The sequence below is a fragment of the Coprobacter secundus subsp. similis genome (assembly GCF_015097275.1).
Classification (GTDB): Bacteria; Bacteroidota; Bacteroidia; order Bacteroidales; family Coprobacteraceae; genus Coprobacter; species Coprobacter secundus.
In genome coordinates this window covers 3,639,240-3,664,967 of sequence record NZ_AP023322.1, presented here as the reverse complement: position 1 = coordinate 3,664,967, position 25,728 = coordinate 3,639,240, and the positions used below count along the sequence as shown (strand labels likewise).

The following is a 25,728-nucleotide window of genomic DNA, read 5'->3' as shown; positions in this document are numbered from 1 at the left end:
AAATTTAACAACATTTCTGATTATCATAAAATTAAATGTAATTTTACCTCGTTTTTTGAAAAAACATTTTATGATTCGATTCTTTACAGCTTTACGAAACCGGAAAACTTCAAAATATATATTACTTACCACTGGTATAATATTCACTATAACAGCTATACTTTTCATAAATAAAGATTCAATTATCAGGCATTATGTTTACAAAAAAATTGAATCAATACGAACTCAGCATCAATTGAACATTGGATTTTCTAATTTAAAAACAGCAGGTCTAAACAAGTTAGTTATCAACGATCTGTATATAGGTCCTCAAAACCAAGATACTCTATTGAAAGCTGAAGATATCAAAATACGAGTTAGTTTATTGAAACTTTTCAAAACGAATATAGACATCCGTAAAATCGACATAAAACATATACACATCAATTTCAAAAAAACAGATTCTATCTCAAATTTTGATTTTATATACACCAAAAGAAATAATACCAACACTCAAACCAAAAACTCAAACTTAAATTATAGTAAGAAACTCAAACAATTGTTCTCTTTTATATTTGATTTATTACCTCCTAACGCTCAAATAGAAGATGTACATATTGCCTATCACAATAAAAATGACCATGTAACATTATCAATTCCATCCTTTAAAATCAAAGATTATCATTTCAATACAGAAATAGAAAGTAACGAGATACACAATAGCAAACTATTACAAGGTATATGGATATGTAACGGTCACGTAAAAGATGATACTCATGAAATCAAAGCTCAACTTTTTTCTAAAGAACACAACAAAATACCAATACCTTTTCTTGAATACCGTTACAATACTCGTATAGAATTTGATACTCTATCTCTCAAATTTTCCCAACACAACCAAAAAGATATTATATCTTTACAAGGAAAAGCTTTTATCAGCGGACTAACGATTTTTCATAATCGTATCTCACCGGAAAATGTGTTTCTGGACAAAGGCATATTTGACTATGACATCAATATAGGGAAAAATTATATTGAATTGAGCAAAGAGACTCAAATTCGTTTTAATCATCTTGTATTTAACCCTTATTTGAAAATAGAAAAAAATGACAACTGGCATATAATTGCATCAGTTGATAAAAAAGACTTTCCATCTGACCAATTATTCACATCTTTGCCCAAAGGCCTCTTCCATAACCTCGAAGGTCTAAAAACAAGTGGAACTCTATCATATCACTTTTTTTTAGATCTTGATTTCGACCAGTTAGATTCTCTGAAGTTCGAATCATCCCTTGATTCTCGGAACTTCAAAATAATACATTTTGGGAAAACCGACTTAAGGAAAATAGACAAACCGTTTCTATATACAGCATACGAAAACGATACCCCGGTAAGAACATTTGAAGTAGGACCCGGAAATATAAATTTCAGACCATTATCACAAATATCCCCATTATTGCAAAATGCCGTTATGCAATCAGAAGACAGATCATTTTATGAACATAAAGGTTTTAGAATAGAAACGATACGCGAATCTCTAATTCACGATATACGAGTTGGACGATTTGCCCGAGGAGGTAGTACCATTAGTATGCAACTGGTTAAAAATATATTTCTTAACCGAAATAAAACCATTGCCCGTAAACTTGAAGAAGCCTTAATCGTATGGCTCATCGAAAACAACAGGCTTACCAGTAAAAAAAGAATGTATGAGGTATATCTGAATATTGCTGAATGGGGCCCCCTTGTATACGGTGCCAATGAAGCTTCTCACTATTATTTTGACAAAGAAGCCTCCGAATTGAATGTACAAGAAGCTATTTTTCTGGCCAGCTTGGTTCCTCATCCCAAATCTGCACTCTACCAATTTACAGATTCATTGCAACTCCGTCCATCCTTAAATGGATATTTCAAATCTATAGCCCGGAGATTAGAATCTCGAGGGCTTATAAGCAAAGACGAAGCTCAAAATATAAAAGCAGAAATAACAATAGCAGGAAAAGCTAAAGAACGACTTCTTGAAATGTATCATAAAAGTGATAGTTTAGAAACAAAACCCAATACATCTATACTGTCAAACAAACACAATTTGTCCGAACATTTACCTCGACAATAATTCATCAACAGCCTTAAGATAATCAGTGATACAAGGACTTTTCATTATCCGTTTATGAAGCTTTCGCTCAACTGTAGGAAAAAAATATTCCCATAATGATTTCATTTTAGAAAGTAGTTGATGTTCTCCCTGAAGTCTTACAGCATATGCATCAAATATTTCTCTATGCAACAGAGCAACCTTCATATATAATTCGGGAATCTCCATTCTTCTGTTTGCTTTATATTCCCATCCCAATGCAGGGTTCGCTATAAGTCCTCGACCAATCATTATACCGTCAAGTTGTGGAAAATCTTTGTTAATTTGCCGTATATCGGAAATAGTACAAACATCACCATTGTATAACAATGGAATCTTACAACTTTCATAAAATCGAGCAAATGCAACTTTATCTGGAGAACCTTTATATTGCTGTATTCCAGTTCTGGCATGTAATGTTATATGATGTAACGGATAATCATGCAACATCGGTAACAGCCGAAAAGCATCATTGACATCCTCATATCCCAAACGAAGCTTCACAGAAAAACTAATTTCCGGAAAATGTTTCATTTCATCCAAAATCAGTTTTATCTTATCCGGATAAGGTAATATGCCACAGCCTTTCCCTTTTTTCGCAATCATAGGGAAGGGACACCCCCAATTTATATCAATTCGCTTATATCCCTCCTCTATAAACAACGTGACCAGATATTTAAATTCTTTTATATCTGAAGTTAGAAGTTGTGGAACCAACCGACCTGTAATATCAGAACCTCTACAAACATCTCTTTTATCTCGTGGACGGACTGCCATTTCTTTCTCTATCCTGACAAATGGAGTATAATAAGCATCAATACCGCCAAAAATTCGATGATGTGCATTCCGGTATACCATATCGGTAAAACCTTGTAGAGGGGCAAAGTGAATCTCCATAACAAAAATAATGAGAATATACAGCCTCAATAACTATTACTGTTTCTGTATATTCTCATTGTTCGAACATAAACAAATATCTGATATTATCAATCGAACATATGCCTTAATTTACTAAAAATCTTTTCCTTAACAGATTGCGTCGGTGCAAAATTCTTAGATGAACCTAACTTTTCTATTGTACGCTTTTCTTCAGTGTTCAAACTTTCCGGGACATACACTGAAACATTTACCAATAAATCACCAACACCATATCTATTCACTGATGGTAAACCTTTTCCTCGCAAACGTAATACTTTCCCCGGTTGTGTCCCTGCATCAATTTTTACTTTTGCTTTTCCGTCAATCGTAGGAACTTCTACCGTACCCCCTAACGCAGCAGTGGAAAAATTCAATAACAGATTATATATCAAATCATTTTCATCACGTAAAAGCTCAGGATGAGGTTCTTCTTCAACCAATATAAGCAAATCACCATTGACTCCACCATGTCTGGCAGCATTCCCCTTGCCACTCATAGATAACTGCATACCATCAGCTACTCCGGCAGGAATATTCAAAGTTATTACTTCTTCTTCGAGCCTAACACCCTCACCGTTACATTCTGGACATTTTTTCGTAATAATACGACCTTCTCCTCCACAAGTAGGACATGTAGTAGTCGATTGCATTGCTCCTAATATAGTCTGCTGTACCCGTGTTACTACCCCACTGCCATTACACGTAGAACAGGTCGTATAAGAGGTGCCTTTTTCAGCTCCTGTTCCATTGCACGCCTTACAACTGACATACTTCTTTACTTTAATTTTTTTCTCAACTCCTGTAGCTATTTCTTTCAATGTCAGCTTTACTTTAACCCGTAAGTCGGAACCCCGATTAGTACGTCTGCGGGAACGATTTCCACCACTACTGAATCCTCCGAAGCCGCCAAAACTTCCTCCAAAAATATCTCCAAAATGAGAAAATATGTCTTCCATAGACATACCCCCTCCTCCGAAACCTCCACCGAAGCCTCCATTCACGCCCTGATGTCCAAACTGGTCATATCGACTCCGCTTATCAGGATCACTCAATACTTCATAAGCTTCAGCTGCTTCCTTAAACTTTTCTTCGGCCTCTTTATCTCCAGGATTTTTATCTGGATGATATTGTATAGCCTTCTTTCTATACGCCTTTTTTATTTCCTCGACAGTTGCAGTTTTTGCAACCTCCAGCACTTCATAATAATCTCGCTTGCTCATTAAAATATGAAATTAAGTTTTATTCGCCTACAACCACTTTGGCAAAACGAATCACCTTATCATTCATTGTATAGCCTTTTTGCACACAATCAATTACTTTGCCTTTAAGTTCTGGTTGTGGAGCCGGATACATAGTTACCGCTTCATGATATTCTGTATTGAAATCTTCTCCTGTTGTCGGAATTTCTTTGATTCCATGTTGGTTCAGATAATTTTTAAACTTATTGTATATCAAAGTCATCCCTTCTTTAACGGCATCTACATCAGCACTCTCACCGATAGCCATCAATCCCCTTTCGAAATCATCGACAATAGGTAAAATATTTTTCAAACAATCTTCCCCTCCACTTTTCAACAAATCGGCCTTTTCTTTCAGCGTGCGTTTCCGGTAATTATCAAAATCGGCCATCAGTAGAAGATAATCTTTATTTAACTTTTCATTTTTGGCTGTCAATTCCGCAATTTCTTCTGACAATTTGTCAGTATCAGAAATACTATCAACGGTATCTTCCACCGATTCCTCAACTAACTCTTCATTCATATTTTCCGGAACATCTGGAGATTTATCTCCTCCCGAAGCAGCATGAAAATCTTTCTTTTTATTTTTCTTTTCACCCATAATTATATCGTTATTATTTTATATTCCTAGTTTTGCATTAAAAAAGCGACATTCGGCAAATACGGTGCAAATATACTGCCAATATTGGTTCATCCGACCTTTTGTCACACATAAAATGCTGTTTTGTCAGTTTTTACCTTTTTATTTCGCAAACTTCATATAATTCTTTGTCCAACATATAAACCCCGATTTCCTGATTCATCCGTTTCAATTGGGTTAAAATTTGATTCATCCGGGCTTCTGCCAACACTTGTCCTAAAATATATTTATCTAAAAATATCCGAGTAGCTTTATCATTTTCTCCCTCTACAACATCGGCTAAAGTATCTATAGCATCGGTAATACGTACCAAATGCACCAATGCTTGCTCAAAAGTTGTTACAATATCTTCAAATACTGTAGGTATCCCGGTTATATCTTGCAATATGACCCGATCTCCTTGCTCAATCATATAATCCATCATCTGCATGGCATGCGTCATGTCCTCTCTATATTGTTTCTTCATCCATCGAGAAAAACCACGATATCCCTCCCCTCCGAAATACAAAGACATTGATAAATAGAAATGGGCAGACCATATCTCTGCATTAATTTGTGCATTTAGCACTTCCTTGACTCTTTTGCTCAACATAATTCACTATATATAAGTTACAATCCATTATAACTTATAACAAGCAATATAAAATAAACGTTCACTAAAATCCGGAATGATTAAATGCTTATACAATTCCTCAAAGACACACAGGCATATATCAATACCCACAATTTCCCTGCCATACAAAACATGTAGGAAAATCATCTTTTACATCAACCGGGTGATCAAATATTCCAAAAACAGACGAGCCAGACCCGGACATGGATGCATATACTGCACCCTTAAAATAAAGTCTTTCTTTTATTGTACGTATCACAGGATAACGATAAAATACACTTTCCTCAAAATCATTTTTCAAAAGGTCTTTCCACTCCTTTATCGGCATTTTCAAAATTTCTGGAATAGAAACTTCCGGTCGATTAGGCTTAACCAAAGCATAAGCTTCGGGTGTCGAAATCTTCACTGAAGGCTTTATCAATACAATAAATTTTCCAAATAAAGAAAAATCAACCTGTTCAAATTCATTTCCAATGCCTCTTGCCATCATTGGACAATTTAACAAAAAGAACGGGCAATCAGCTCCTAATTTTACAGCCAAAGAAAGTAACTCATCATCCTCTACCGGCAAATCAAATTTATCCCGAAGTAAACGTAACATAAACGCGGCATCAGATGATCCTCCCCCCAAACCAGCACCAAATGGAATGTTCTTATCCAAATAAATCTGAACAGCCGGCATATCAAACCATTCAGCCAATAAATGATAAGCTTTCATCACCAAATTATCTTTCGGCTCTCCATCAACAACAATGCCAGACAGACTTATCAAACTTCTTTCGACAGATGCTGATATCGGTACTACTTCCAATATATCACTCAGTCCTATTGGATAAAACAGAGTCTCTATATTGTGATAGTTATCCGGGCGTTTCGATATAATATTGAGCCCAAGATTAATCTTTGCGTTTGGAAAAACAACCATAATTTACATTTAACGAACAAAATATTACTATAAATAAAATCCGAACAATCGGTCTTATCCTTGTTTATTTTCCACAAAGTTAATCGAACAAAAGCAGAAAACAACTATCAACAGATATGAATGTTTTTTTTTAACTTTGCAAGTATCAAAACTTTCCTTACGTTTGTAATATTTTTATAACTTGAATTCCTAAATGGAACAAAGACGAAACTACAGATCTCAAAAAACTGCCACTCCAATCAACGAACTAGGCAAACTACCTCCTCAGGCTAAAGAGCTTGAAGAGGCTGTATTAGGAGCTTTAATGCTCGAAAAAGATGCCTACTCAATAGTCAGTGATATACTCAAACCTGAATGTTTCTACGAACATACCCACCAACTTATCTATTCGGCTATCGTAGATTTAGCACTACAACAAAAACCGGTTGATATGCTAACAGTAACCGAACAATTAAGAAGGAGAGGTGAATTAGATGAAGTTGGAGGAGAATTTGTCATTACAGAGCTAACTGGTCGTGTTGCATCTGCCGCAAACATAGAATTTCATGCACGTATTATTGCTCAAAAGTATTTAGCACGGGAATTAATACGATTTTCCAGTGAAATACAGACCAAAGCCTTTGACGAAACCAATGATGTAGATGACCTGATGCAAGAAGCAGAAGGTAAACTTTTTGAAATTTCCCAGCGTAATGTAAAAAAAGATGTCACCCAAATTGACCCGGTTATTGAAGAAGCCATAAAATTACTGGAAATTGCATCGAATCGGAAAGATGGACTCAGTGGTTTACAAACAGGATTCCACGATTTAGATAAAATGACATCCGGCTGGCAAAACTCTGACTTAGTAATCATTGCTGCACGACCAGCTATGGGGAAAACCGCATTCGTATTATCCATGGCAAAAAATATGGCGCTAAATTACAATACCCCTGTTGCCTTATTTTCCCTTGAAATGTCAAATGTACAGTTGGTAAATCGTCTCATCGTAAACACATGTGAAATACCAGGTGAAAAAATAAAAAGTGGTCAACTGGCTCCTTATGAATGGGAACAATTGATGACCAAAATAAAGGATTTGTATAGTGCTCCCATCTATATAGACGATACTCCCAGCCTATCTGTATTTGAACTTCGGACAAAAGCCCGCCGCTTGGTTCGTGAACATGGGATAAAAATCATCATTATTGACTATTTGCAGCTAATGAATGCCAGTGGAATGAGTTTCGGCAGCCGTGAACAAGAAATCAGTACCATATCCCGATCACTAAAAGGGCTCGCTAAAGAATTGAACATACCTATTATCGCTCTGTCCCAATTGAATCGTAGCGTTGAAAATCGGCAAGACAAAGACAAAAGACCTCAACTGTCAGATTTACGTGAATCGGGAGCTATCGAACAGGATGCGGACATGGTTTGTTTTATTCACAGACCGGAATATTACAAAATAGTAGAAGATGAAAGTGGGCATTCCCTATTAGGTTTAGCAGAAATTATTATCGCAAAACACCGTAATGGAGCAACAGGAAATATACGATTAAGATTCAAAGGTGAATATGCGCGGTTCCAAAACATTACAGACGACACCGAAATCGGAGATACTTTTGTTTCGGGCATTACAACAGACAATATTCCTCCCGATATAGGCTTTCAGCCTGGGAACAACAATATCCCAGACTTTCTGTCCGGAGGTAATAATAATGAGACTCCTTTTTAAAACCGGCTCACCCTATTCTAAAAATAATTGCCCTGATAACTTTTTATCAAACTGTCATCAGGGCAATCGTATATAAAATATACTCAGAGATTTATTTTTTCTTCAACACTTCTATTACCGCATCATAATCAGGTTCCTGAGCAATTTCCGGAACAAGTTCTTCATAAATGATATTAAAATCTTCATCAATAACAACAACTGCACGGGCCAATAACCCAGCCAACGGGCCATTAATCATTTCAACACCATACAACTGAGAAAAATTGGTAGCACGAAAAGCTGAAGCAGGAATTACATTTTCTATTCCTTCCGTCGTACAAAATCGACTTTGAGCAAAAGGCAAATCCTTAGAAACTGCTATTACCAATGTATTATCCATTTTCGATGCTAATTCATTAAATTTACGCACTGACGTTGCGCAAACCGATGTATCAAGACTTGGGAAAATATTCAATACCAAGCGTTTTCCTTTTAAATCACAACAGTTCAATTCGCTCAAATCAGATTTTACCAAATTAAAACATGGAGCTTTACTCCCTACTTTAGGCAAATCCCCATTGGTAGAAACAGGACTTCCTTTGAATGTTATTTTTGCCATACTTTAAATTTTATTAATTATATCATTGCATTATCGCCGATTCCAACTCATCTCTCAATTTAGGTGAATACCCTATATATATATCAGTAACTATTCCCTCCTCATTCACAACAAAAACTGTCGGATATCCTACGACCCCATATCTCATTGCAACAGATGCTGCATTTGATACAACGATACCCGGTCCGTTTAATTTCTCTCGTAAATCCTCACCTACCAACGATTCCTTATATAACGTCACCCAACATATATCAGTATCTTTTAATTTTTTGGCAATAGCCAATACATCATTACAAAAACTACCTTCCGTATCCACAAATGCTAATACTACAGATTTCCCTTTGCAATTTTCCAAATCAAATCGTCCATTACCAGACGCTAAAGGTAATGAAAAAAAAGGAGATTCTTTACCTTTTAAATTTTCTGCCCGATAATTACTATTTCGATACAATTGCATTATCTCAGATTTCTCTCTTAACAATCGTTCCTCAGAAAAAAAATCAGAAGGAAAATCTATATTTATCTGACTACCAAAATAGTGCGTTACTACTGTTTGCGAACCTATATGACCTGGATTATTTTCAATTTCTTTATTTATCGGCAACCCAGTATCAATATCAAACGTCATAAATAAAGAACGCATTAATTCTCCACTCCCCCATTCTTCTATCGCTAATGCATCCACTCTCCTTCCATCAACAATCGTATCTGGATATTCTGTAATTTTTACAGTTGGATTAGACTTAAAGGTTTCCAACCAAAAAGCAAGCTCTTGAGGTAATTCTCCAGGGAATAATCCTGAACGATGTACTCCCGAAATCAAATGATTTCCCGAAAGACGAGATACAAAAGGTGCAACATTTTCATCTGCATGGTATTCACGAAGACGTCCATTACCAAAATGGAAATAATTCCCATCAAAATAAGTCATAAAACTTCCCGAAAGTGTCGGATGTGTATCAGACTCTACTTCTATAAAATAATCATATGGACATAATGTATCGTTCTCAGATACCTGACTTGACATATAAAGACGATAATGTACATCTTCATCAGTCATAGGCAAAGTTACATAAAAATCGGCTATTCCCTGATAGTTTTTAATTTTATACAAATTGCTAATTATTTTATCAGTTAAATTTCCGGCAGCAAGAGAGACCGGAACCAACAGATATAGCACTATAAAAAGTTTCTTAATACCCATTATCCATTTCTTTAGATATTTATTATAACAAATTAAGATTTAAAAAGTTCTTTACCTATATTTGTTTTTTACTAATTTTGCTTTATGGAAACAAGGCAATCGGAAATATCAATTCCCAATAATAACATATCAACCAAAATAATTACCATAATCTGCTGGCTTATAGTATTATGTACGATCATTCCTTTATTTATGATTGCTCCGTACAATTACCCAGCTGCAGATGATTACAGTTTCAGTATCAACACTCACCAAGCTTGGGAAAAGACTCATTCCTTAATCCCGGTTCTACAAGAAGCCTGTGAAATGGTTAAAGAAAAATATTACCACTGGCAAGGGACATATAGTGCTATTTTTCTTATGGCTTTACAACCCTCCCTTTTCGGGGTACATGCATACACCTGGGTACCTTTCATTATTATAATCTCTTTAATACTATCTTACTTATGGTTTTTAAAGATACTGATTATGGATATTTGCAATGGATCTCGATATACATATCTTACAGTCTGTGCATGCCTACTTATACCTACTCTTTTGTTCCCTGTCAATGGAGTAGAAGCATTTTATTGGTACAACGGCAGCATTTTTTATGGATTTTATTTTGCATGCTCCCTTATTCTTTTAGGATGTATTTTAAAATCTTCCCTTGCAAATCACAAATTAATTTATAATATTATATGTATATTTTTGTCTCTTTTTATCGGCGGAGGCAATTTTTCGACAGGACTGACACTTCCTTTAATAATTATTACTACCTCTATATTCGCATTCATTCATAAAAAGAAGATTCCTACTGCTGCATATCTATCTGTTCTATTCCTTACAATAGGATTATGTATCAACATTATAGCTCCAGGCAATGAAATAAGGCAAGCCAATTATCCCGATACACCAAACCCTATTATTGCAATCATTAAATCTATCTTTACAGGGGGAAAGGATCTTATACATTGGATAAAAATTCCCGAACTTATTGTTTTCTTAATATTATCACCTTTTGTGTATCAAACAGCAAAAAAATCATCCTTTCAATTCAAATATCCCCTTCTCATTTCCATTATCTCTTTCGGAATTTATTGTGCTATGTATACTCCTCCCTTCTTCGCTATGAACAATGAAGGGCCTGGTCGTCTGGTCAATATTATAAAATACAGTTTTTTCTGGTTATTGCTAATCAACTTATTTTATTATTGTGGTTACTTCTGTCGTAGAACCACAATATTTCACAATAGTATTTGGATAAACAAAATAAAAGTATTCATTAATAAATATCCAGTACTAGTATATCTGACAATTACAATTGCATTGGGTTCTACACTTTTCCGTTCTGCATCATCAACTCATAATGCAGTAGAAATTCTACAAAATGGAGATGCCAAACAATATGGTAAAGAGATGAAAGAACGTTATCTTCTCTATCAAAATTCTGATAAAGAAATCATAGTAAAACCATTATCTGTAAAACCTTCCTTATTATTTATTACCGATATTACCAACGATAAAAATCATTGGATAAATCAAAATATCGCACTCTACTTTAATAAAGAATATATAATTTCTCAATAAAAAATAAAAAACAATATCATAAGAACTGTTATCCTTATTACATAACCATTCATTCTTTACATTTCCAAACTCAATATTCAGAATAACCATATCTGAACTCAAAAATGAAGAAACTCATCAATATGCCAAAGAAACAAAAACAGAGAAATATTATATTTAAACAATCAAAGAATATCTTTGTAGATGAACTTACAATAAAATCAAGAATCTGTTTATATTAAAAAAATAACCAAGCTACCTTTTATAAAAACAAATAAAAGGCTTTTATAACTCTATCCTCAAAACAAAATTTATACAGACAACCATTTGTAAGATTCCTCAACAGTCATATTACGCAACCGACAATACCAAGCACGTTGTTCATCATCAATTTTCCCTATCAAAAAATAAGTCGATTGAGGATGAGCAATCATCAATCCTGCAATTGTAGAATTTGGCCTCATCGCTCCATTTTCAGTCAAAGAAATTCCTACTCTTTCAAAATCTACAAGATCTTTCAAAATAAAACTCAACGATTGGTCCGGAAGAGAAGGATAGCCCACTGCCGGACGTATACCTTGATAATGTTCTTGCAATAGATCCTTCATCGATAAATTTTCTTCAGGAGCATATCCCCAGTATTCTTTTCTTATCCGATAATGTAGCAATTCTGTAGCAGCCTCTACCAATCGGTCTGACAAAGATTGCAACAACAAAGCATCATAATTATCATCAATTTCTTGATAATGTCTAATCATTCTTTCTATAACTTGTCCAGACGTGACAGCAAATGCCCCTACATAATCCATACGCATCTTATCTTCCGGCATTACAAAATCTGCCAATGAATAGTAAGGGGTATCCACATCTTTTTTCTCTATTTGCTGACGTAAGCATGGAATTTCAATAAACCCATTTTCCTTGTGCAAGACAATTGTATTTTCCCGAGAATTAGCAGCAAAAATGCCAAATATAGCTTCTATCTTTACATCTCCTAAAGCTTCTAATTTATCAAGCATATCATTAGCTTCCTTATATAATTGCATAGCCTCCAGAGCTCTTGGTCTCTCTTCTTCAGAAAATGACGATAACCATGTCGTCTTGCAATGGCTACATCCGTCAATAGCTGTTACTGAAGCATATTTTCCTCCAATTTTCCAAGTATTGAAAAAATAAATCCAATTAATATATTTCCGTACTTCTGCAATAGAAAAGTGACACAGGGTTAACTCCCCAGAGGCAGACGGCTCTACGGGGATATAACTATCCCAATCAATACATATACGACGTTCTTGAGACTTACATAACGGTACTAAACTGACCTTTTCCCCTATCGACTGCCGTAAGGCTTCCTGTTCTTCCCACAGTTTCTCTAGATAAACATTCCGTGTTGTCTCTCCTGACAATTGTGCTGCAACCAAAGGGTCTTGCGATGCATCTTTCACATGTATTACCGGCCCGCTATAACATGGAGCTATTTTTACCGCTGTATGCAATTTTGATGTGGTTGCACCACTTATCATCAACGGTATCTTTAATCCTGCTTTCTCCATCTCCTCGGCTACATGGCACATTTCCTCAAGAGAGGGCGTTATCAATCCGCTCAAACCAATATAATCGACATCTTCCTCTATGGCTTTACGTACAATTTCTTCAGTAGGAACCATCACCCCCATATCTATAATGTCATAATTATTACAAGCAAGTACAACTCCAGCAATATTTTTACCTATATCATGCACATCACCTTTTACTGTCGCTAACAAAAATTTTCCAGCTTTTAAAGATTCCGTGTTCTTTCCCTTTTCCGCTTTTATATATGGTTGCAATATTGCAACAGCTTTTTTCATTGTTCGAGCCGTCTTTACAACTTGAGGCAAAAACATCTTACCAGAACCAAACAACACACCAACTTTATTCATTCCATTCATCAAAGGACCATCTATCACTTTCACAGCTTTGCCATATACTTTTATAGCTTCTGCAAGATCAGCCTCCAACCCTTCAGATACACCTTTGATTAAAGCATATTCGAGCCGCTCATCTAAAGACATACCGGTACGTATATCAACTTTTTCCTCCTTCTTCCCTTCGTATTCCCCTTTTAACTTATCAGCCAACTCTATCAAACGTTCCGTCGCATCAGGAGTACGATTCAATACCACATCTTCGATTACGGCCAATACATCTTGTGCAACATCACTATAAGTAACAGTCGCAGCCGGATTTACAATTCCCATGTCCAATCCCCGACCAATAGCATAGTAAAGAAAAACTGCATGCATAGCCTCTCGGATATAATTATTTCCACGAAATGCAAAAGACAAATTGCTGATACCTCCGCTCACTCGTGCACCCGGAAGATTTTTCTTAATCCACTCTGTAGCTTCAATAAAATCTACAGCATAATTTACATGTTCTTCTATTCCTGTTGCTATTGCCAAAACATTAGGATCAAAGATTATATCTTGTGGATTAAATCCAACCACATCTACTAACAAACGATAAGCCCTTTCACAAACTTCGATTTTTCGAGCAAACGTATCAGCTTGTCCCTTTTCATCAAAAGCCATAACAACGACAGCCGCCCCTAACCGTCTAACTTGACGGGCATGGGAAAGGAATACCTCTTCTCCCTCTTTCAAACTTATAGAATTAACTATAGATTTCCCCTGAACACATTTCAGACCAGCTTCTATAACATCCCACTTGGAAGAATCTATCATTAAAGGGACTTTCGAAATTTCAGGCTCTGATGCTATCAAATTCAAAAATGTAATCATTTCAGACTTTGCATCAAGCATAGCATCATCCATATTAATGTCTATAATCTGAGCACCATTCTCCACTTGAGTACGTGCTATTTCAAGAGCCTCATCATATTTTTTTTCACTTATCAAACGCAGAAACTTACGTGATCCGGCAACATTGCACCGTTCTCCTATGCTTATAAAATTATTTTCAGGACGTACTTCTAATCGTTCCAACCCAGACAACCATAAACAATCAGGAAATTTTACCGGACAACGTACCTCTGCTCCTGCAAGTAATGTACTATACTGTGCAATATGAGCTGGTGTCGTGCCACAACAACCACCGATAATATTCACCAAACGTTCATCAATAAACTCTTTCACTTGAGCTGCCATCATTTCCGGAGTCTCATCATATTCCCCAAATCGATTAGGCAAGCCTGCATTAGGATAAGCACTTACATAATAAGGAGCTATAGATGAAACCTGCTTCAAAAAAGGTTTCATATCATGGGCTCCAAACGAACAATTCAACCCGACCGATAATAAATTAGCATGTTGCACTGACGTTATAAAAGCCTCTAATGTCTGTCCTGAGAGCGTACGTCCTCCCACATCAGATAATGTAACTGACAACATTACAGGAACCTGTGTATCTGTCTGTTCCATCGCCAATTCTGCAGCATAAATAGCAGCTTTAGCATTTAATGTATCAAATATAGTTTCTATCAATAATGCATCAACTCCTCCCAAAAGAAGTGCAGTCATCTGTTCTTTATAAGCTGCTACCAGTTCATCATATGTCAATGCCCTAAACGCTGGATTATTTACATCTGGAGACATCGAACAAGTTTTATTGGTAGGACCCACCGAACCAGCTACAAAACGCGGCTTTTCCGGTTGGGCTTGAGTATATTCATCTGCAATCTCTCGTGCCAGTCGCGCTGCAGCCAAATTTATATCATAAACATACTTCTGCATGCCATAATCTGCCATAGAAACAGAAGTCGCATTAAATGTATTGGTTTCTATAATATCTGCCCCGGCATCCAGATACTCTCGATGTATCTCTTTAATCACCTCAGGCCGAGTAAGACACAGCAAATCATTATTTCCCTTCAGTTGTCCGGGAGCATCCATAAAAAGATCTCCGCGATAATCTTGTTCTGTTAGCCCATAACGCTGTATCATAGTGCCCATTGCACCATCCAGAATCAAAATCCGATCATTCAGTAATTCTGTTATACTTTTCATTCTCTAATAAATACTAACCAAAATTTTTACCTACTTTTTCACCTTTGACGGATTTTTCGCCATAAAATCTTTCCAACTAGTATATGTCTTTTCTGTCTGCGGACGGTTTGTTTGAAAAAAATGACATAAAGCTGCCGCTAATCCATCTGTTGCATCCAACTGTGGTAGCATATTCTCTTCTGAAATATGCAACATCCGTTTCAACATATCTGCGACTTGTTCTTTTGATGCGCTACCATTACCGGTAATAGACATCTTTATCTTCAAAGGAGCATATTCTGCGATAGGGACATCACGAGAAAGAGCTGCTGCCATCGCTACCCCTTGAGCTCGTCCTAACTTCAACATCGACTGCACATTTTTCCCGAAAAATGGAGCTTCTATGGCCATCTCGTCAGGATGATACTGGTCAATAAGTCCCTGCACTCGTTCAAATATACGATGTAAACGCATATAATGATTCTCAAACTTACTCAACTGCAATACCCCCATAGCCATCAATTGAGGCTTATTATCCAAAACCTGTAATATGCCGTATCCCATTACATTCGTTCCCGGATCGATTCCTATTATAATTCTCTCTTTCATCTATCAGTCTATCACCTCGAGTAGTGTATTAAAACCCACAACCCTATCTCCAAAACGAGATACCAAAGCCTCTGTCAATTCCACTCCCATCTCTTTATACCACAAAGATAAAGCCTCTGTATCCTGTACATGGAACTGAAGAGAAAGGCTACTACCATCCTCTTCTCCCGTGGTCATTACTCGACACAATTGGGGTTCACTAAGTTCCTCTCTTCGTAGAGCCATCGGAATATAATTCTCTTTTAACCAAGCTATAAAAGAGGCCTCCAGCTCATCATCCACATGATATGTTGTATTAAATATAATCATACTTACAATCCTTCTTACAAGGCACAACATGTACCATACGACAAATGTAAAAAAAACTTCTCGATTTCGTTGCCTTTTACAAAAATCATTATATCTTTGCACTGCAAAATATAAGGGGCATTAGCTCATCTGGCTAGAGCGCAACACTGGCAGTGTTGAGGTGAGCGGTTCGAGTCCGCTATGCTCCACAAAATAAAAGGAGAAATTTAAACTTTCTCCTTTTTTATTTCCATAAAACACAGAATACCAATTACACTTTTACTTATTATCTAAAAAACAAACTAAAAAAATAGTTTCAGCTATTCTTTTTTTAATAAAAAATGTTATCTTCGTATTAGCTTATAATCACTTTTCAAATACCTAATATCATGAGAAAATAATATTATAAACTCATTATTAAGCATTGACATTTGTCCAGAACCAAATAGTTTCGTAATCATTGATATTTATGATTTAAATGGAAATAAAATAGCGACTATCTACAATGGAAGAACAACAAATTCCCAGGTAAATCAACAAGAATGGAATTATGGAAATATACAACCTGGAATATATCTTGTTCGTTACATAGTGAATAGTCGGATAAATATCGAAAAAATTATTATTAAATAATAAAATCAGACTAGCCATGAGAACTTCAATGGTCCCCCTAAAAATTATAATAGTTTTAGTTTCAATGCTATTTCTATTTCCTGAAATTATTATTTCACAACGAAAGGCCTGTCAATTACTCAACGATGGAGAATTCCTTTGGCTAAGTATCAACGATCAGTTAAACAAATACAACAAAAACACAGGAGAATTACTAACTTATAATGCCCCAGGAGGTTCTTTAGGTAAAGACAAATCTGGGAAAATATGGATTATGAAAAAATATGGAGAAATCTATACATTTGATGGACAAAATGCAATTCCATACACAATAAAAGGACTCAACTGGAAGGAAAAACACAGCTGGGTAAACAACTCATTTCTTGTAGGAAAAAATAACGGCAAATGGATGGGATTACTCTTTGAAACCAATAACGCCTTCTTAATCCAATTTGACGATTTAGGTTTCAATAAATGGAACTTCAATACAGTCGGAAGCTCCGTTTCCATTCTTTCCATGTTAGAAGACAAAGAGGGCATTACCTGGTTTAGTGGATATAATGAAATATCACCTCCTTGGAGATGGACTTTTGGGCGTTTTACGAAAACTGGAGGGATAATAACTTACAAAGAATTGCAATGGCTATCCATTACCGCAATAGATGAAGATTCTGAGGGAAACCTATGGATGTCCACTAACTACAACCAAAATCTCCTCTTAATAAAATTTGACCGTCAACATTTTTCCTATATTAAAGACTCTGGATCTGGAAACCATTATAGTTTAGTAATAGATACTTATAATAACAAATGGTTGGGTAATTTCGACGGTACATTAACAAGATATGATGGAAAGCAATTTACCACTTATAGTCATCCTGAACTGACACAGACAATCCGTGATTTGGTCCCAGATGAAAATGGATACATTTGGATATTGGCCGATAACAAGTTGTTTTGCTATAATCCGTCAATAGATAATATCCAAAAAATAGACTTTCTGTTATCGGGGGAAGAATATTTTACTACAAATTCAGAACATAAAATATACCCAAATCCCTCAACCCATCAAATCACAATAACTGGAAAAAATATACTTCAAGTTAAAGCTTATGACATGTCTGGTCAATTTTTAGGAAAACATAGCGAAAACTTTGAAAAAAAATCTGTTACAATAGAACTATCTACATTAGGTATTACAACAAAAGGATATTATGTTCTCTGCATAGAAGAGAATACGTCAATTTACCATCATAAAATTCAAGTGAAAAAATAAGAAATTATAAAATAAATAAAATGAAAAGAAAAAGAATACTCCAACTCCTAATAACATTGATAAGTATGCACTTCTCAACATATCTTTCATCGCAATCAATTATTGTAGATGACTTGTTGGATGACGGTGAATACTTATGGATTTCTTCCTCTACAGGACTTATTAAATATCAAAAACAAAATACAGCTACTATATTATATACAGAACAGGATAACGGTATACCTCCAGTATTGACCAATTTGTCTAAAGATGAAGAAGGAAATATATGGGGTATTTCGCCATTTCATGGAATTATCAAATTTAATGGAAAACAATGTTCGTTTTACAACAAAGATAATTCAGAATTACGTGATAACACGGTGTGCAACCATCTATATATCGAAAAAAATGGGAATATATGGGCCGGTCTCATAGGAGGAACAGACTTAGTTCAATTTGACGGGACAATCTGGAAACGATATAACTTGACTTCTACTTATATATATGCTTTTCTTAATACAATTTACATAGATAAAGACCAAACTTTATGGCTTGGTGGCTTTTGTGAAGAAAAAGATGTCAAAGACACTTGGTCCTTAGCCAAATTGCCCTTATCAAACATAACAAAAGGAATCACTCCTGTAAATATTTCTAGCATCGGCATAAAGGATATAGAAATAGATAAACAAGGAATTTTTTGGATTATTTGTGAAAATTCATTTTCACTCGAAAGCTACAATCCGGTGAATGAAGAGTCACATATATTTAAATTACCTGAATCTGATTACCCAGATGTAGATTCAAATAATCAGATTATACCATTTTCAGACATCATTATAGATAAATATAACAATAAATGGTTGTGTACATACAAAAAAATATATAAATATGACGGTAGCAATTTTATTACTTATACACATAACAAAATAGATGGATCTGTTCATTGCTTATCTTCTGATTCAAATGGAGATATATGGATAGGAACAGACTCCGGCTTATTTAAATACATTGCTGCCCAAGATAAAATTGAACCTGTTGAATTGAATATAAATAAAAATCAATTCATTATAATAAACAAAAAACATCAAATGTAAAATAAAATACATTTATTCCTTTAAAACTAAAAAAAGCACAGAAAGTTTTTTTATATTTGAGATAAATAATGATATAAATTTTTAATTCCATATAATTATGAAAAGATTAATTTTTATCACATTTATCTGCTTTGCTTCTTTAGGACTTACTAATGCACAAAAGAATGCAATAGGGTTGCGGTTAGGTGCCGGTGCAGAGTTACTCTATCAAAGAGATTTAAGTACAAAAAACTTCCTTCAATTTACTCTCGCTATACCTGACTATAACGGATTGTCTGTAACAGGCATCTATAATTGGCGCTGTTGTCAATGGAATTGGACTCCCAAAACTTGCGAATGGTATCTGAACGCGGGAGTCGGAGGCGCACTTGGTATTTATGATTTTGACGACTCAGGCGTATTAATTGGCATCGCGGGTTCATGTGCTTTCGGATGTCAATTTAAAAAAGTACCTATTTCCCTCGATATAAATTATCGTCCAGTTATCGGGGTTGTTACCAGTGGGCATAGTGAAGGCTTTTTTGACCCAGGATTCTGGAACTTTGGAATAGCCGCAGCTTACCATTTTTAAAATAAAACATCAGATTTTTCTATTTATACCCTATCTTTTATCTTTAAGGATAGGGTATTTAGTATTTATTATATTTGGAATCTATCCGTCTTCAAAATCAACTGACGCGATATAAGTATTTAATCAATAAAAAAGAGATTCACTATAGGTAAATCTCTTTAAGGATGAGGGGGGGTGAAAGATGGGGCTCGAACCCACGACCTTCGGAACCACAATCCGACGTTCTAACCAACTGAACTACATTCACCATTTTTCAATTGCGATGCAAAGATATATTCATTTTTTGAATTATGCAATATGTTTCCATACTTTTTTGATTCTAAATAAAGGCTAAAAAAATAATCCATTAATTATATGATATTTACATGAAATTTATTTTATATACCTCTCAATAGAGGTAAAAAGAGAATTTAAAATAACTTTGCATTTTCAGATAAAAACTTGTGAAAAAGCTATATTTATTTTTTGACCTAGACGGGACATTAACTGACCCAATGATAGGTATTACCCGTTCTGTACAATATACTCTTGCATCTTTGGCATTGAAGAAAATGACCTTTACCAATTATGTCCTTTTATCGGTCCTCCTCTAAAAGATTCTTTCCGTGAATTTTATGGCTTTTCTAATGAACAAGCAGAAACGGCATTAATAAAATATAGAGAATATTTTTCAAAAAAAGGTATTTTCGAAAATCAAGTATACGATGGCATACCTGCACTCTTAACACAACAAAAAAAGTCCGGACGTAAATTGATGCTGACAACCTCAAAACCTGAAATTTTTGCACGTCAAATATTAGACTATTTTAATCTGTCTCATTACTTTTCGTTTATAGGAGGAGCCACCTTGGGCGGAAAACGTTCGACTAAAACAGATGTAATACAATATGTCCTGAAATCTAACAAAATTGAAAATCCCTCAGATGTAATTATGATTGGTGACCGCAAACATGATATAGAAGGCGCCCAAACAAATGATATGCAATCTATAGGTGCATTATACGGATATGGGTCTGAAAAAGAACTATATGAGGCTGGAGCCAATATTATCGTACCTTCTGTCACACATCTTCAGAACCTCCTAAATACTATAATATACTGATCATATCATCTATATGCCAATAAAACAAAAATTCAACTCATTCCAACATCAAACTCATATAGGGAGTTAATTCCGAGTTTATCTCTCCAGATTGTCCGAATAATAATTTAGCTAAATCAAATACATTTATCTCTTTGACAGAGTTATATGATAATAAAGCAGGTTGGTGTACACAAATACCATTATTTACCGTAAATAAACCATTATTTCCTGAAACAAACGCATCTTTTATCAGATAACGGAAAGATGCTTTCGGATGTGATGATGCATAAAAAGACAATAAACTATATACATCTATAATACGCAACATCCCCATTACATACGATACTCTTGAGTCTTTTGTTACTGGCGAAAAACAGTGTATCTCCATATTTGGGAAAATACCCCTCACAGTACATAATAGCTCAAGTTTTGTTTCTTCATCATCATAAAACCACTCCTTTACTATAACTTGTTCTGGGGAAGGAACAACAAACGCCATACCTCGAATATCGCTGTTCAAACCAGAAATGGATACGACCTTTCCTCCTGCCAATCTAAAATCCTCTAAAATTACTCCGAAATCATCAAACGAATGTTGCACACAGCAAGCTCTCTTCCTCATGTGAGCAGAAAAATAAGTAAACAGCTCATCTACCGTATGCTCTTTATATACAGGCAGAAATGCTGGTAAATCTGTATATATATCCTCTATTCTACGAAAAACTGAAACATATCCCATTCGCTGATAATATTCGTATAGCCAGTCTTCTGCAGGTATTAGAATAGAAAGTGGTATTTTTCTATCACGCATCACTTGAAAAGCTTCTGAGAGTAAAGTTTTCATCAACCCCCTCCCTCTATACTCGAGCCGTGTCGAAGCTCCAGAAATATAAGATGTTCGAACTTCACTTCCCCAACATGTCATTGTATACGGTAACATTTGTAATGCAGATAAGACCAAGTCTCCTTCTACTTTTACCAATGTATTTTCATCACTATATTTAGTCGAAAAATACAGATTCATAAAATCTTCCGAATCATCAAAACAATTCTGCCATAAATCTCGGACCTTTTCCTTTATCTTATTCATTAACAATCTTATACATTAAATTTATATATAATCAGTCCTGTTTACACCGTATAGCTGCACTTTTTTCAAGCAAAATAGTCGGGTGGTATGATAACTTAGCTTTACGAAGCCCTGGAATACCCAAGTCTTCTTCTCGATTTACATATAAATAATTTTCAGGGATATGCCGAGCAAACTCCTGATTAATGACAGCATATATTCCATCAATTTCCGTATTCGCTTTCTCTACATGTACTCCAAAAGTATCTGATGTTATAGGCGCACCAAATGTAAATGCTTCAATCTCATTGCCAATCCAAATAGCGCCTCCTAATATTCCTAACTCATCCATATGTTCAAGTGCAAACGTCATTGAACGACGTTCGTTCAACAAATCTTCATTTTCGGCACAATCGTTATCCACACACCATTTTGCCTCTAATTCCAAACATTGTGCAATCATGTCTTGAGTTATCGAAGTATAGCAATAATTATCATACTCCTGTCTGAATCTATTTATATGATTTCGCTTAGACTGATATTTTTTTCCCACCAAACCAACGAGATTTTCTCTCAAATAAATATAATCATAATAATCTCTTTCCGGTATAAAACGAAATTCTCCTGGAAAAAGTTTCTCTAAACACAAAACAGCATCCGATGTAACCCCAAGTAAACATAAAGTATGTCCCATATCCTTTGCATCTTTTTCTAATAGCTTTATCGCTTCGGATAAATCTCCCTTTCCTAAAGGTAACATATAAGCCGGGCGATTATCTTCCAGCCAAAATCTTATCAGCAACATATTATTTATTATAACATATTCACTACCATACAGAAATTGCCAACTACACATATTAGCAAAGGAAAAATCGCAATTACGATACACTCCTTTCAATGTAAAAGAAGTTATTATATCTCTGTTTTCTAATGAAATAGGTTCAAATTTTAGCATATATTATTTGTGTAACTTTAGGTTATAAAAGTAAAGCAAAATTAAATACTTCAAAAATAAATATTCTACATAATCATAAATTTTCAATAATTTATAATCCAATCATATATAAAATTTAGTATATTTGTATAAGAGCTTATTTCAAATTATTATTGTATGAAGCTACAATTTGAGTTTGATTTATTCTCTTCTAAACACTATTATATTAATTTACTATTAGAGGAAAATAAAAATAGCCCATATAGTTAAAAATATTCGCATAAGCTCAAATAAGTTTTGACTGATATTGCTTACTATTAAAAACTTCTATAACTATGAAAAAGTTCAAAATTATATTCTCAATTATATTCCTTTTTTTCTGTATCCACTTACTTTCTGCTAAAGAAATAAAACTTAAAATAATCGAAACCAGCGACATTCACGGTAATTATTTCCCATATGATTTTTTAAATGATACTCCAGGAAAAGGTAGTCTTGCCAGAATAGAAACTTATATACAGCAGCAAAGGGACATATATGGAAAAAATTTGCTACTTTTCGATGCCGGAGATTTTTTACAGGGGCAGCCCACCTCATATTACTACAATTTTATAGATACAGTATCTCCTCATCTAGGTGCCCGTATTCTCAATTATATGGATTATGATGCCGCTGTACCCGGCAATCACGATATAGAAACAGGTCACTCAGTATATGATCGCTACTTTACCCAATGTAAATTTCCATACTTAGGAGCTAATATAATCAACACCTCAACCGGGAATCCTTATTTAAAACCTTACCACATATTCGTTCGTGAAGGAGTCAAAATTGCCGTACTAGGATTACTTACTCCAAGAATACCCTACTGGCTTCCTAAGGACTTATGGTCGGGGCTACAATTCGATGACATGCAAGAGTCAATTCGCAAATGGTTACCAATAATAAGAGAAAAAGAAAAAGCGGATATTATTATCGGTCTTTTTCATTCGGGAGAAAAGCCCAAATCCGGAAACGTAAAATTCGAGGAAAACACATCATTTCTTATCGCACGAGACATACCCGGATTTGATATTATTTTATTAGGACATGACCATAATGCACTATGTCGTACTATAACCAATAAAAACGGAGAAAAAGTACTATTGCTAAATCCTGGAAGTCAAGGGTTAAACATAGCACGTGCTGAAATTATCATTGAAAAGAAACGAAATACTCTAATCTCAAAGTCTATTAGCGGAGCCTTAATTAATACATCCAACTGCGGCATCGATAGTGCATTTATGGCTCAATTCAGTACGGCATATGACACTATACAAAAATTTTCAAATTCTCCAGTTGGAACCCTAACCCAGACCATCAGCACAAGAGATTCTTATTTCGGACCATCAGCTTTCTGTGATTTCATAAACCAATTACAACTAAAAATATCCGGAGCCGATATTTCATTTACAGCACCACTATTTTTCGATACTGAAATAAAAGCCGGAAAAATTTTTCTCCGAGACATGTTCAAGCTCTACAAATATGAAAACAGATTACACACCATGCTACTTACCGGAAAAGAGATTAAAGGTTATTTAGAACATTCCTACTCTCTATGGACCAATCAAATGCAATCACCAGAAGATGATTTATTACTATTTGACAATCAATATACTGGAATAAATAAAAAATTATTATACAACAGTTATAACTTCGACTCTGCCATGGGAATCAAATATACAGTCGATGTTACCAAACCTTACGGAAACAAAATTAATATTATCAGCATGAGCGATGGCTCCTCATTCGACCTTGATAAAACATATAAAGTTGCCATAAATTCATATCGGGCCAATGGAGACGATGGTATGCTTATAAAAGGAGCTGGAATACCCAAAGAAAAAATTAAAGACCGAATTGTCAAAACTTCTGATAATGATCTTCGTTCTGATATAATGCAATATATTCATCAAAAAGGAACTATTACTCCTGAATGCAAAAACGAATGGAAATTTATTCCTGAAGAATGGGTAGCTCCAGCAATAGAACGCAACCGTAATGATTTATTCGGGAATATATCTATTACAAACAAACCATCAATAAACGTCCATTAATTAGGGTATACAAATACTCTTTAAATAAGAAACAAAATCATTATACATCATAGTAGTCAGTAAAGAAGGATAGGACATTACAATCAAACTATGTCCCGAAAAATCTTTCCTATAAGGAGGATGTATATGAATATACGGATTGGACACAAACCCGACTCTCTCATAAAAATATTTTCTCCGTACAGATATCTCATCTTTTGGAGGATCAATTTCTAAAATAACAGTTTTAGAGCTATCTCTTATCAATAATTTTAAAGCCTCTGACCCGTAATTTTTTCCTCGTAATTGAGATTTTATAGCAAAATGTTCTATATAGATATATGTGCCAGTTTCCCAATATAATAAAATACCAACAAAATTTTCACCCTCGTATATAGAACAAAAATGGTAATCAGATTTTTCTAATATCTGCATTTGATTCCTAAAATAACGTTGCTCATATATAGGGAAACTAACGCGATATAAATCCATAGCTTCAGAAAAAGAAGTACAAGAAGAATCTTTTATACGAACAAAATTCAGCTCCATACTATTATAAAAAAATATATATATCGGATTTATTATCCAACCCAAACCTTATTTAATAATATATTATTCATTATAACACACATCC

Annotated in this window: 21 protein-coding genes, 2 tRNA genes and 1 pseudogene; 10 read left to right on the top strand and 14 right to left on the bottom strand. The window is 34.8% G+C overall.

Translation table 11 applies throughout. The features are described 5' to 3' along the window. Window positions 1-70: 70 nt before the first annotated feature. On the top strand, window positions 71-2,095 hold the full coding sequence (locus Cop2CBH44_RS14510) for a biosynthetic peptidoglycan transglycosylase (RefSeq protein ID WP_200755097.1): 2,025 nt from the start codon (window positions 71-73) through the stop codon (window positions 2,093-2,095). Here the strand turns inward: Cop2CBH44_RS14510 and Cop2CBH44_RS14505 are convergent. The 5 genes from Cop2CBH44_RS14505 to ispE all read right to left on the bottom strand — a co-directional run bounded on the left by Cop2CBH44_RS14505 (window position 2,081) and on the right by ispE (window position 6,447). Further along, the gene (locus tag Cop2CBH44_RS14505; protein WP_200755096.1) at window positions 2,081-3,010 is read right to left on the bottom strand and encodes a tRNA-dihydrouridine synthase family protein; all 930 of its coding nucleotides are present in this window, start codon (window positions 3,008-3,010) and stop codon (window positions 2,081-2,083) included. The two genes, Cop2CBH44_RS14510 and Cop2CBH44_RS14505, sit on opposite strands and share 15 nt — an antisense overlap. Before the next feature lie 89 nt (window positions 3,011-3,099). Then, window positions 3,100-4,251 carry a molecular chaperone DnaJ gene (gene dnaJ, locus Cop2CBH44_RS14500; protein WP_021929702.1) on the bottom strand — a complete coding sequence of 384 codons (1,152 nt, stop codon included), beginning with the start codon at window positions 4,249-4,251 and terminating at the stop codon, window positions 3,100-3,102. Between the two features lie 19 nt (window positions 4,252-4,270). Continuing rightward, on the bottom strand, window positions 4,271-4,870 hold the full coding sequence (locus tag Cop2CBH44_RS14495; RefSeq protein ID WP_021929701.1) for a nucleotide exchange factor GrpE: 600 nt from the start codon (window positions 4,868-4,870) through the stop codon (window positions 4,271-4,273). Between the two features lie 133 nt (window positions 4,871-5,003). Continuing rightward, a complete protein-coding gene (locus tag Cop2CBH44_RS14490; RefSeq protein ID WP_021929700.1) occupies window positions 5,004-5,501 on the bottom strand; it encodes a ferritin in 498 nt (165 codons plus the stop codon). A 121-nt stretch (window positions 5,502-5,622) separates the two neighbouring features. Further along, the gene (gene ispE / locus Cop2CBH44_RS14485; protein WP_200755095.1) at window positions 5,623-6,447 is read right to left on the bottom strand and encodes a 4-(cytidine 5'-diphospho)-2-C-methyl-D-erythritol kinase; all 825 of its coding nucleotides are present in this window, start codon (window positions 6,445-6,447) and stop codon (window positions 5,623-5,625) included. A gap of 193 nt (window positions 6,448-6,640) precedes the next feature. Here ispE and dnaB point away from each other — a divergent pair, with 193 nt between their 5' ends. Next, the gene (gene dnaB, locus Cop2CBH44_RS14480; RefSeq protein ID WP_021929698.1) at window positions 6,641-8,164 is read left to right on the top strand and encodes a replicative DNA helicase; all 1,524 of its coding nucleotides are present in this window, start codon (window positions 6,641-6,643) and stop codon (window positions 8,162-8,164) included. A 91-nt stretch (window positions 8,165-8,255) separates the two neighbouring features. On the opposite strand, the gene tpx is transcribed toward dnaB, so the two are convergent. Next, on the bottom strand, window positions 8,256-8,762 hold the full coding sequence (gene tpx / locus Cop2CBH44_RS14475) for a thiol peroxidase (protein WP_021929697.1): 507 nt from the start codon (window positions 8,760-8,762) through the stop codon (window positions 8,256-8,258). A gap of 22 nt (window positions 8,763-8,784) precedes the next feature. Then, window positions 8,785-9,966 (bottom strand): peroxiredoxin family protein, encoded by a 1,182-nt coding sequence (locus Cop2CBH44_RS14470; protein ID WP_200755094.1) that lies wholly within the window; start codon window positions 9,964-9,966, stop codon window positions 8,785-8,787. Window positions 9,967-10,050: 84 nt separating this feature from the next. Here Cop2CBH44_RS14470 and Cop2CBH44_RS14465 point away from each other — a divergent pair, with 84 nt between their 5' ends. Then, window positions 10,051-11,535, top strand: a complete 1,485-nt coding sequence (locus tag Cop2CBH44_RS14465; protein ID WP_200755093.1) for a DUF6056 family protein — start codon at window positions 10,051-10,053, stop codon at window positions 11,533-11,535. A gap of 290 nt (window positions 11,536-11,825) precedes the next feature. Here Cop2CBH44_RS14465 and metH read toward each other — a convergent pair whose 3' ends face one another. Genes metH through Cop2CBH44_RS14450 form a run of 3 tightly spaced genes read right to left on the bottom strand, consistent with a single transcriptional unit; the run spans window position 11,826 to window position 16,418 of the window. Then, entirely contained in the window at window positions 11,826-15,521 is a 3,696-nt protein-coding gene (gene metH, locus Cop2CBH44_RS14460; protein WP_200755092.1) for a methionine synthase, read from the bottom strand. A gap of 30 nt (window positions 15,522-15,551) precedes the next feature. Continuing rightward, window positions 15,552-16,109 (bottom strand): crossover junction endodeoxyribonuclease RuvC, encoded by a 558-nt coding sequence (gene ruvC / locus Cop2CBH44_RS14455; RefSeq protein ID WP_044228321.1) that lies wholly within the window; start codon window positions 16,107-16,109, stop codon window positions 15,552-15,554. Window positions 16,110-16,112: 3 nt separating this feature from the next. Beyond that, window positions 16,113-16,418, bottom strand: a complete 306-nt coding sequence (locus tag Cop2CBH44_RS14450; RefSeq protein ID WP_021929692.1) for a DUF4286 family protein — start codon at window positions 16,416-16,418, stop codon at window positions 16,113-16,115. Between the two features lie 114 nt (window positions 16,419-16,532). Here Cop2CBH44_RS14450 and Cop2CBH44_RS14445 point away from each other — a divergent pair. The 5 genes from Cop2CBH44_RS14445 to Cop2CBH44_RS14425 all read left to right on the top strand — a co-directional run bounded on the left by Cop2CBH44_RS14445 (window position 16,533) and on the right by Cop2CBH44_RS14425 (window position 19,929). Then, window positions 16,533-16,606, top strand: a tRNA-Ala gene (locus Cop2CBH44_RS14445). Between the two features lie 193 nt (window positions 16,607-16,799). Continuing rightward, on the top strand, window positions 16,800-17,030 hold the full coding sequence (locus Cop2CBH44_RS16770) for a T9SS type A sorting domain-containing protein (RefSeq protein WP_200755995.1): 231 nt from the start codon (window positions 16,800-16,802) through the stop codon (window positions 17,028-17,030). 16 nt (window positions 17,031-17,046) lie between these two features. Then, a complete protein-coding gene (locus tag Cop2CBH44_RS14435) occupies window positions 17,047-18,285 on the top strand; it encodes a T9SS type A sorting domain-containing protein (protein ID WP_021929690.1) in 1,239 nt (412 codons plus the stop codon). Window positions 18,286-18,305: 20 nt separating this feature from the next. Then, window positions 18,306-19,358 carry a two-component regulator propeller domain-containing protein gene (locus Cop2CBH44_RS14430; RefSeq protein WP_200755091.1) on the top strand — a complete coding sequence of 351 codons (1,053 nt, stop codon included), beginning with the start codon at window positions 18,306-18,308 and terminating at the stop codon, window positions 19,356-19,358. Between the two features lie 97 nt (window positions 19,359-19,455). Beyond that, entirely contained in the window at window positions 19,456-19,929 is a 474-nt protein-coding gene (locus Cop2CBH44_RS14425) for a hypothetical protein (protein WP_021929687.1), read from the top strand. A gap of 172 nt (window positions 19,930-20,101) precedes the next feature. Here Cop2CBH44_RS14425 and Cop2CBH44_RS14420 read toward each other — a convergent pair. Beyond that, window positions 20,102-20,177: transfer RNA gene (locus tag Cop2CBH44_RS14420), tRNA-His, on the bottom strand. A 246-nt stretch (window positions 20,178-20,423) separates the two neighbouring features. On the opposite strand from Cop2CBH44_RS14420, the pseudogene Cop2CBH44_RS14415 reads away from it, so the two are divergent. Further along, a pseudogene (locus Cop2CBH44_RS14415) lies at window positions 20,424-21,031 on the top strand (HAD-IA family hydrolase). 37 nt (window positions 21,032-21,068) lie between these two features. On the opposite strand, the gene Cop2CBH44_RS14410 reads toward Cop2CBH44_RS14415, so the two are convergent. Next, window positions 21,069-22,103: a GNAT family N-acetyltransferase gene (locus tag Cop2CBH44_RS14410; RefSeq protein ID WP_021929684.1), complete on the bottom strand. Its 1,035-nt coding sequence runs from the start codon at window positions 22,101-22,103 to the stop codon at window positions 21,069-21,071. Between the two features lie 31 nt (window positions 22,104-22,134). After that, window positions 22,135-23,037, bottom strand: coding sequence for a DUF2156 domain-containing protein (locus Cop2CBH44_RS14405; RefSeq protein WP_021929683.1), 903 nt, complete (start codon window positions 23,035-23,037; stop codon window positions 22,135-22,137). Window positions 23,038-23,351: 314 nt separating this feature from the next. Between Cop2CBH44_RS14405 and Cop2CBH44_RS14400 the strand changes: the two genes are divergently transcribed. Then, on the top strand, window positions 23,352-25,115 hold the full coding sequence (locus Cop2CBH44_RS14400; RefSeq protein WP_200755090.1) for a bifunctional metallophosphatase/5'-nucleotidase: 1,764 nt from the start codon (window positions 23,352-23,354) through the stop codon (window positions 25,113-25,115). On the opposite strand, the gene Cop2CBH44_RS14395 is transcribed toward Cop2CBH44_RS14400, so the two are convergent. Then, a complete protein-coding gene (locus tag Cop2CBH44_RS14395; RefSeq protein ID WP_200755089.1) occupies window positions 25,116-25,643 on the bottom strand; it encodes a GNAT family N-acetyltransferase in 528 nt (175 codons plus the stop codon). Window positions 25,644-25,728 lie beyond the last annotated feature (85 nt).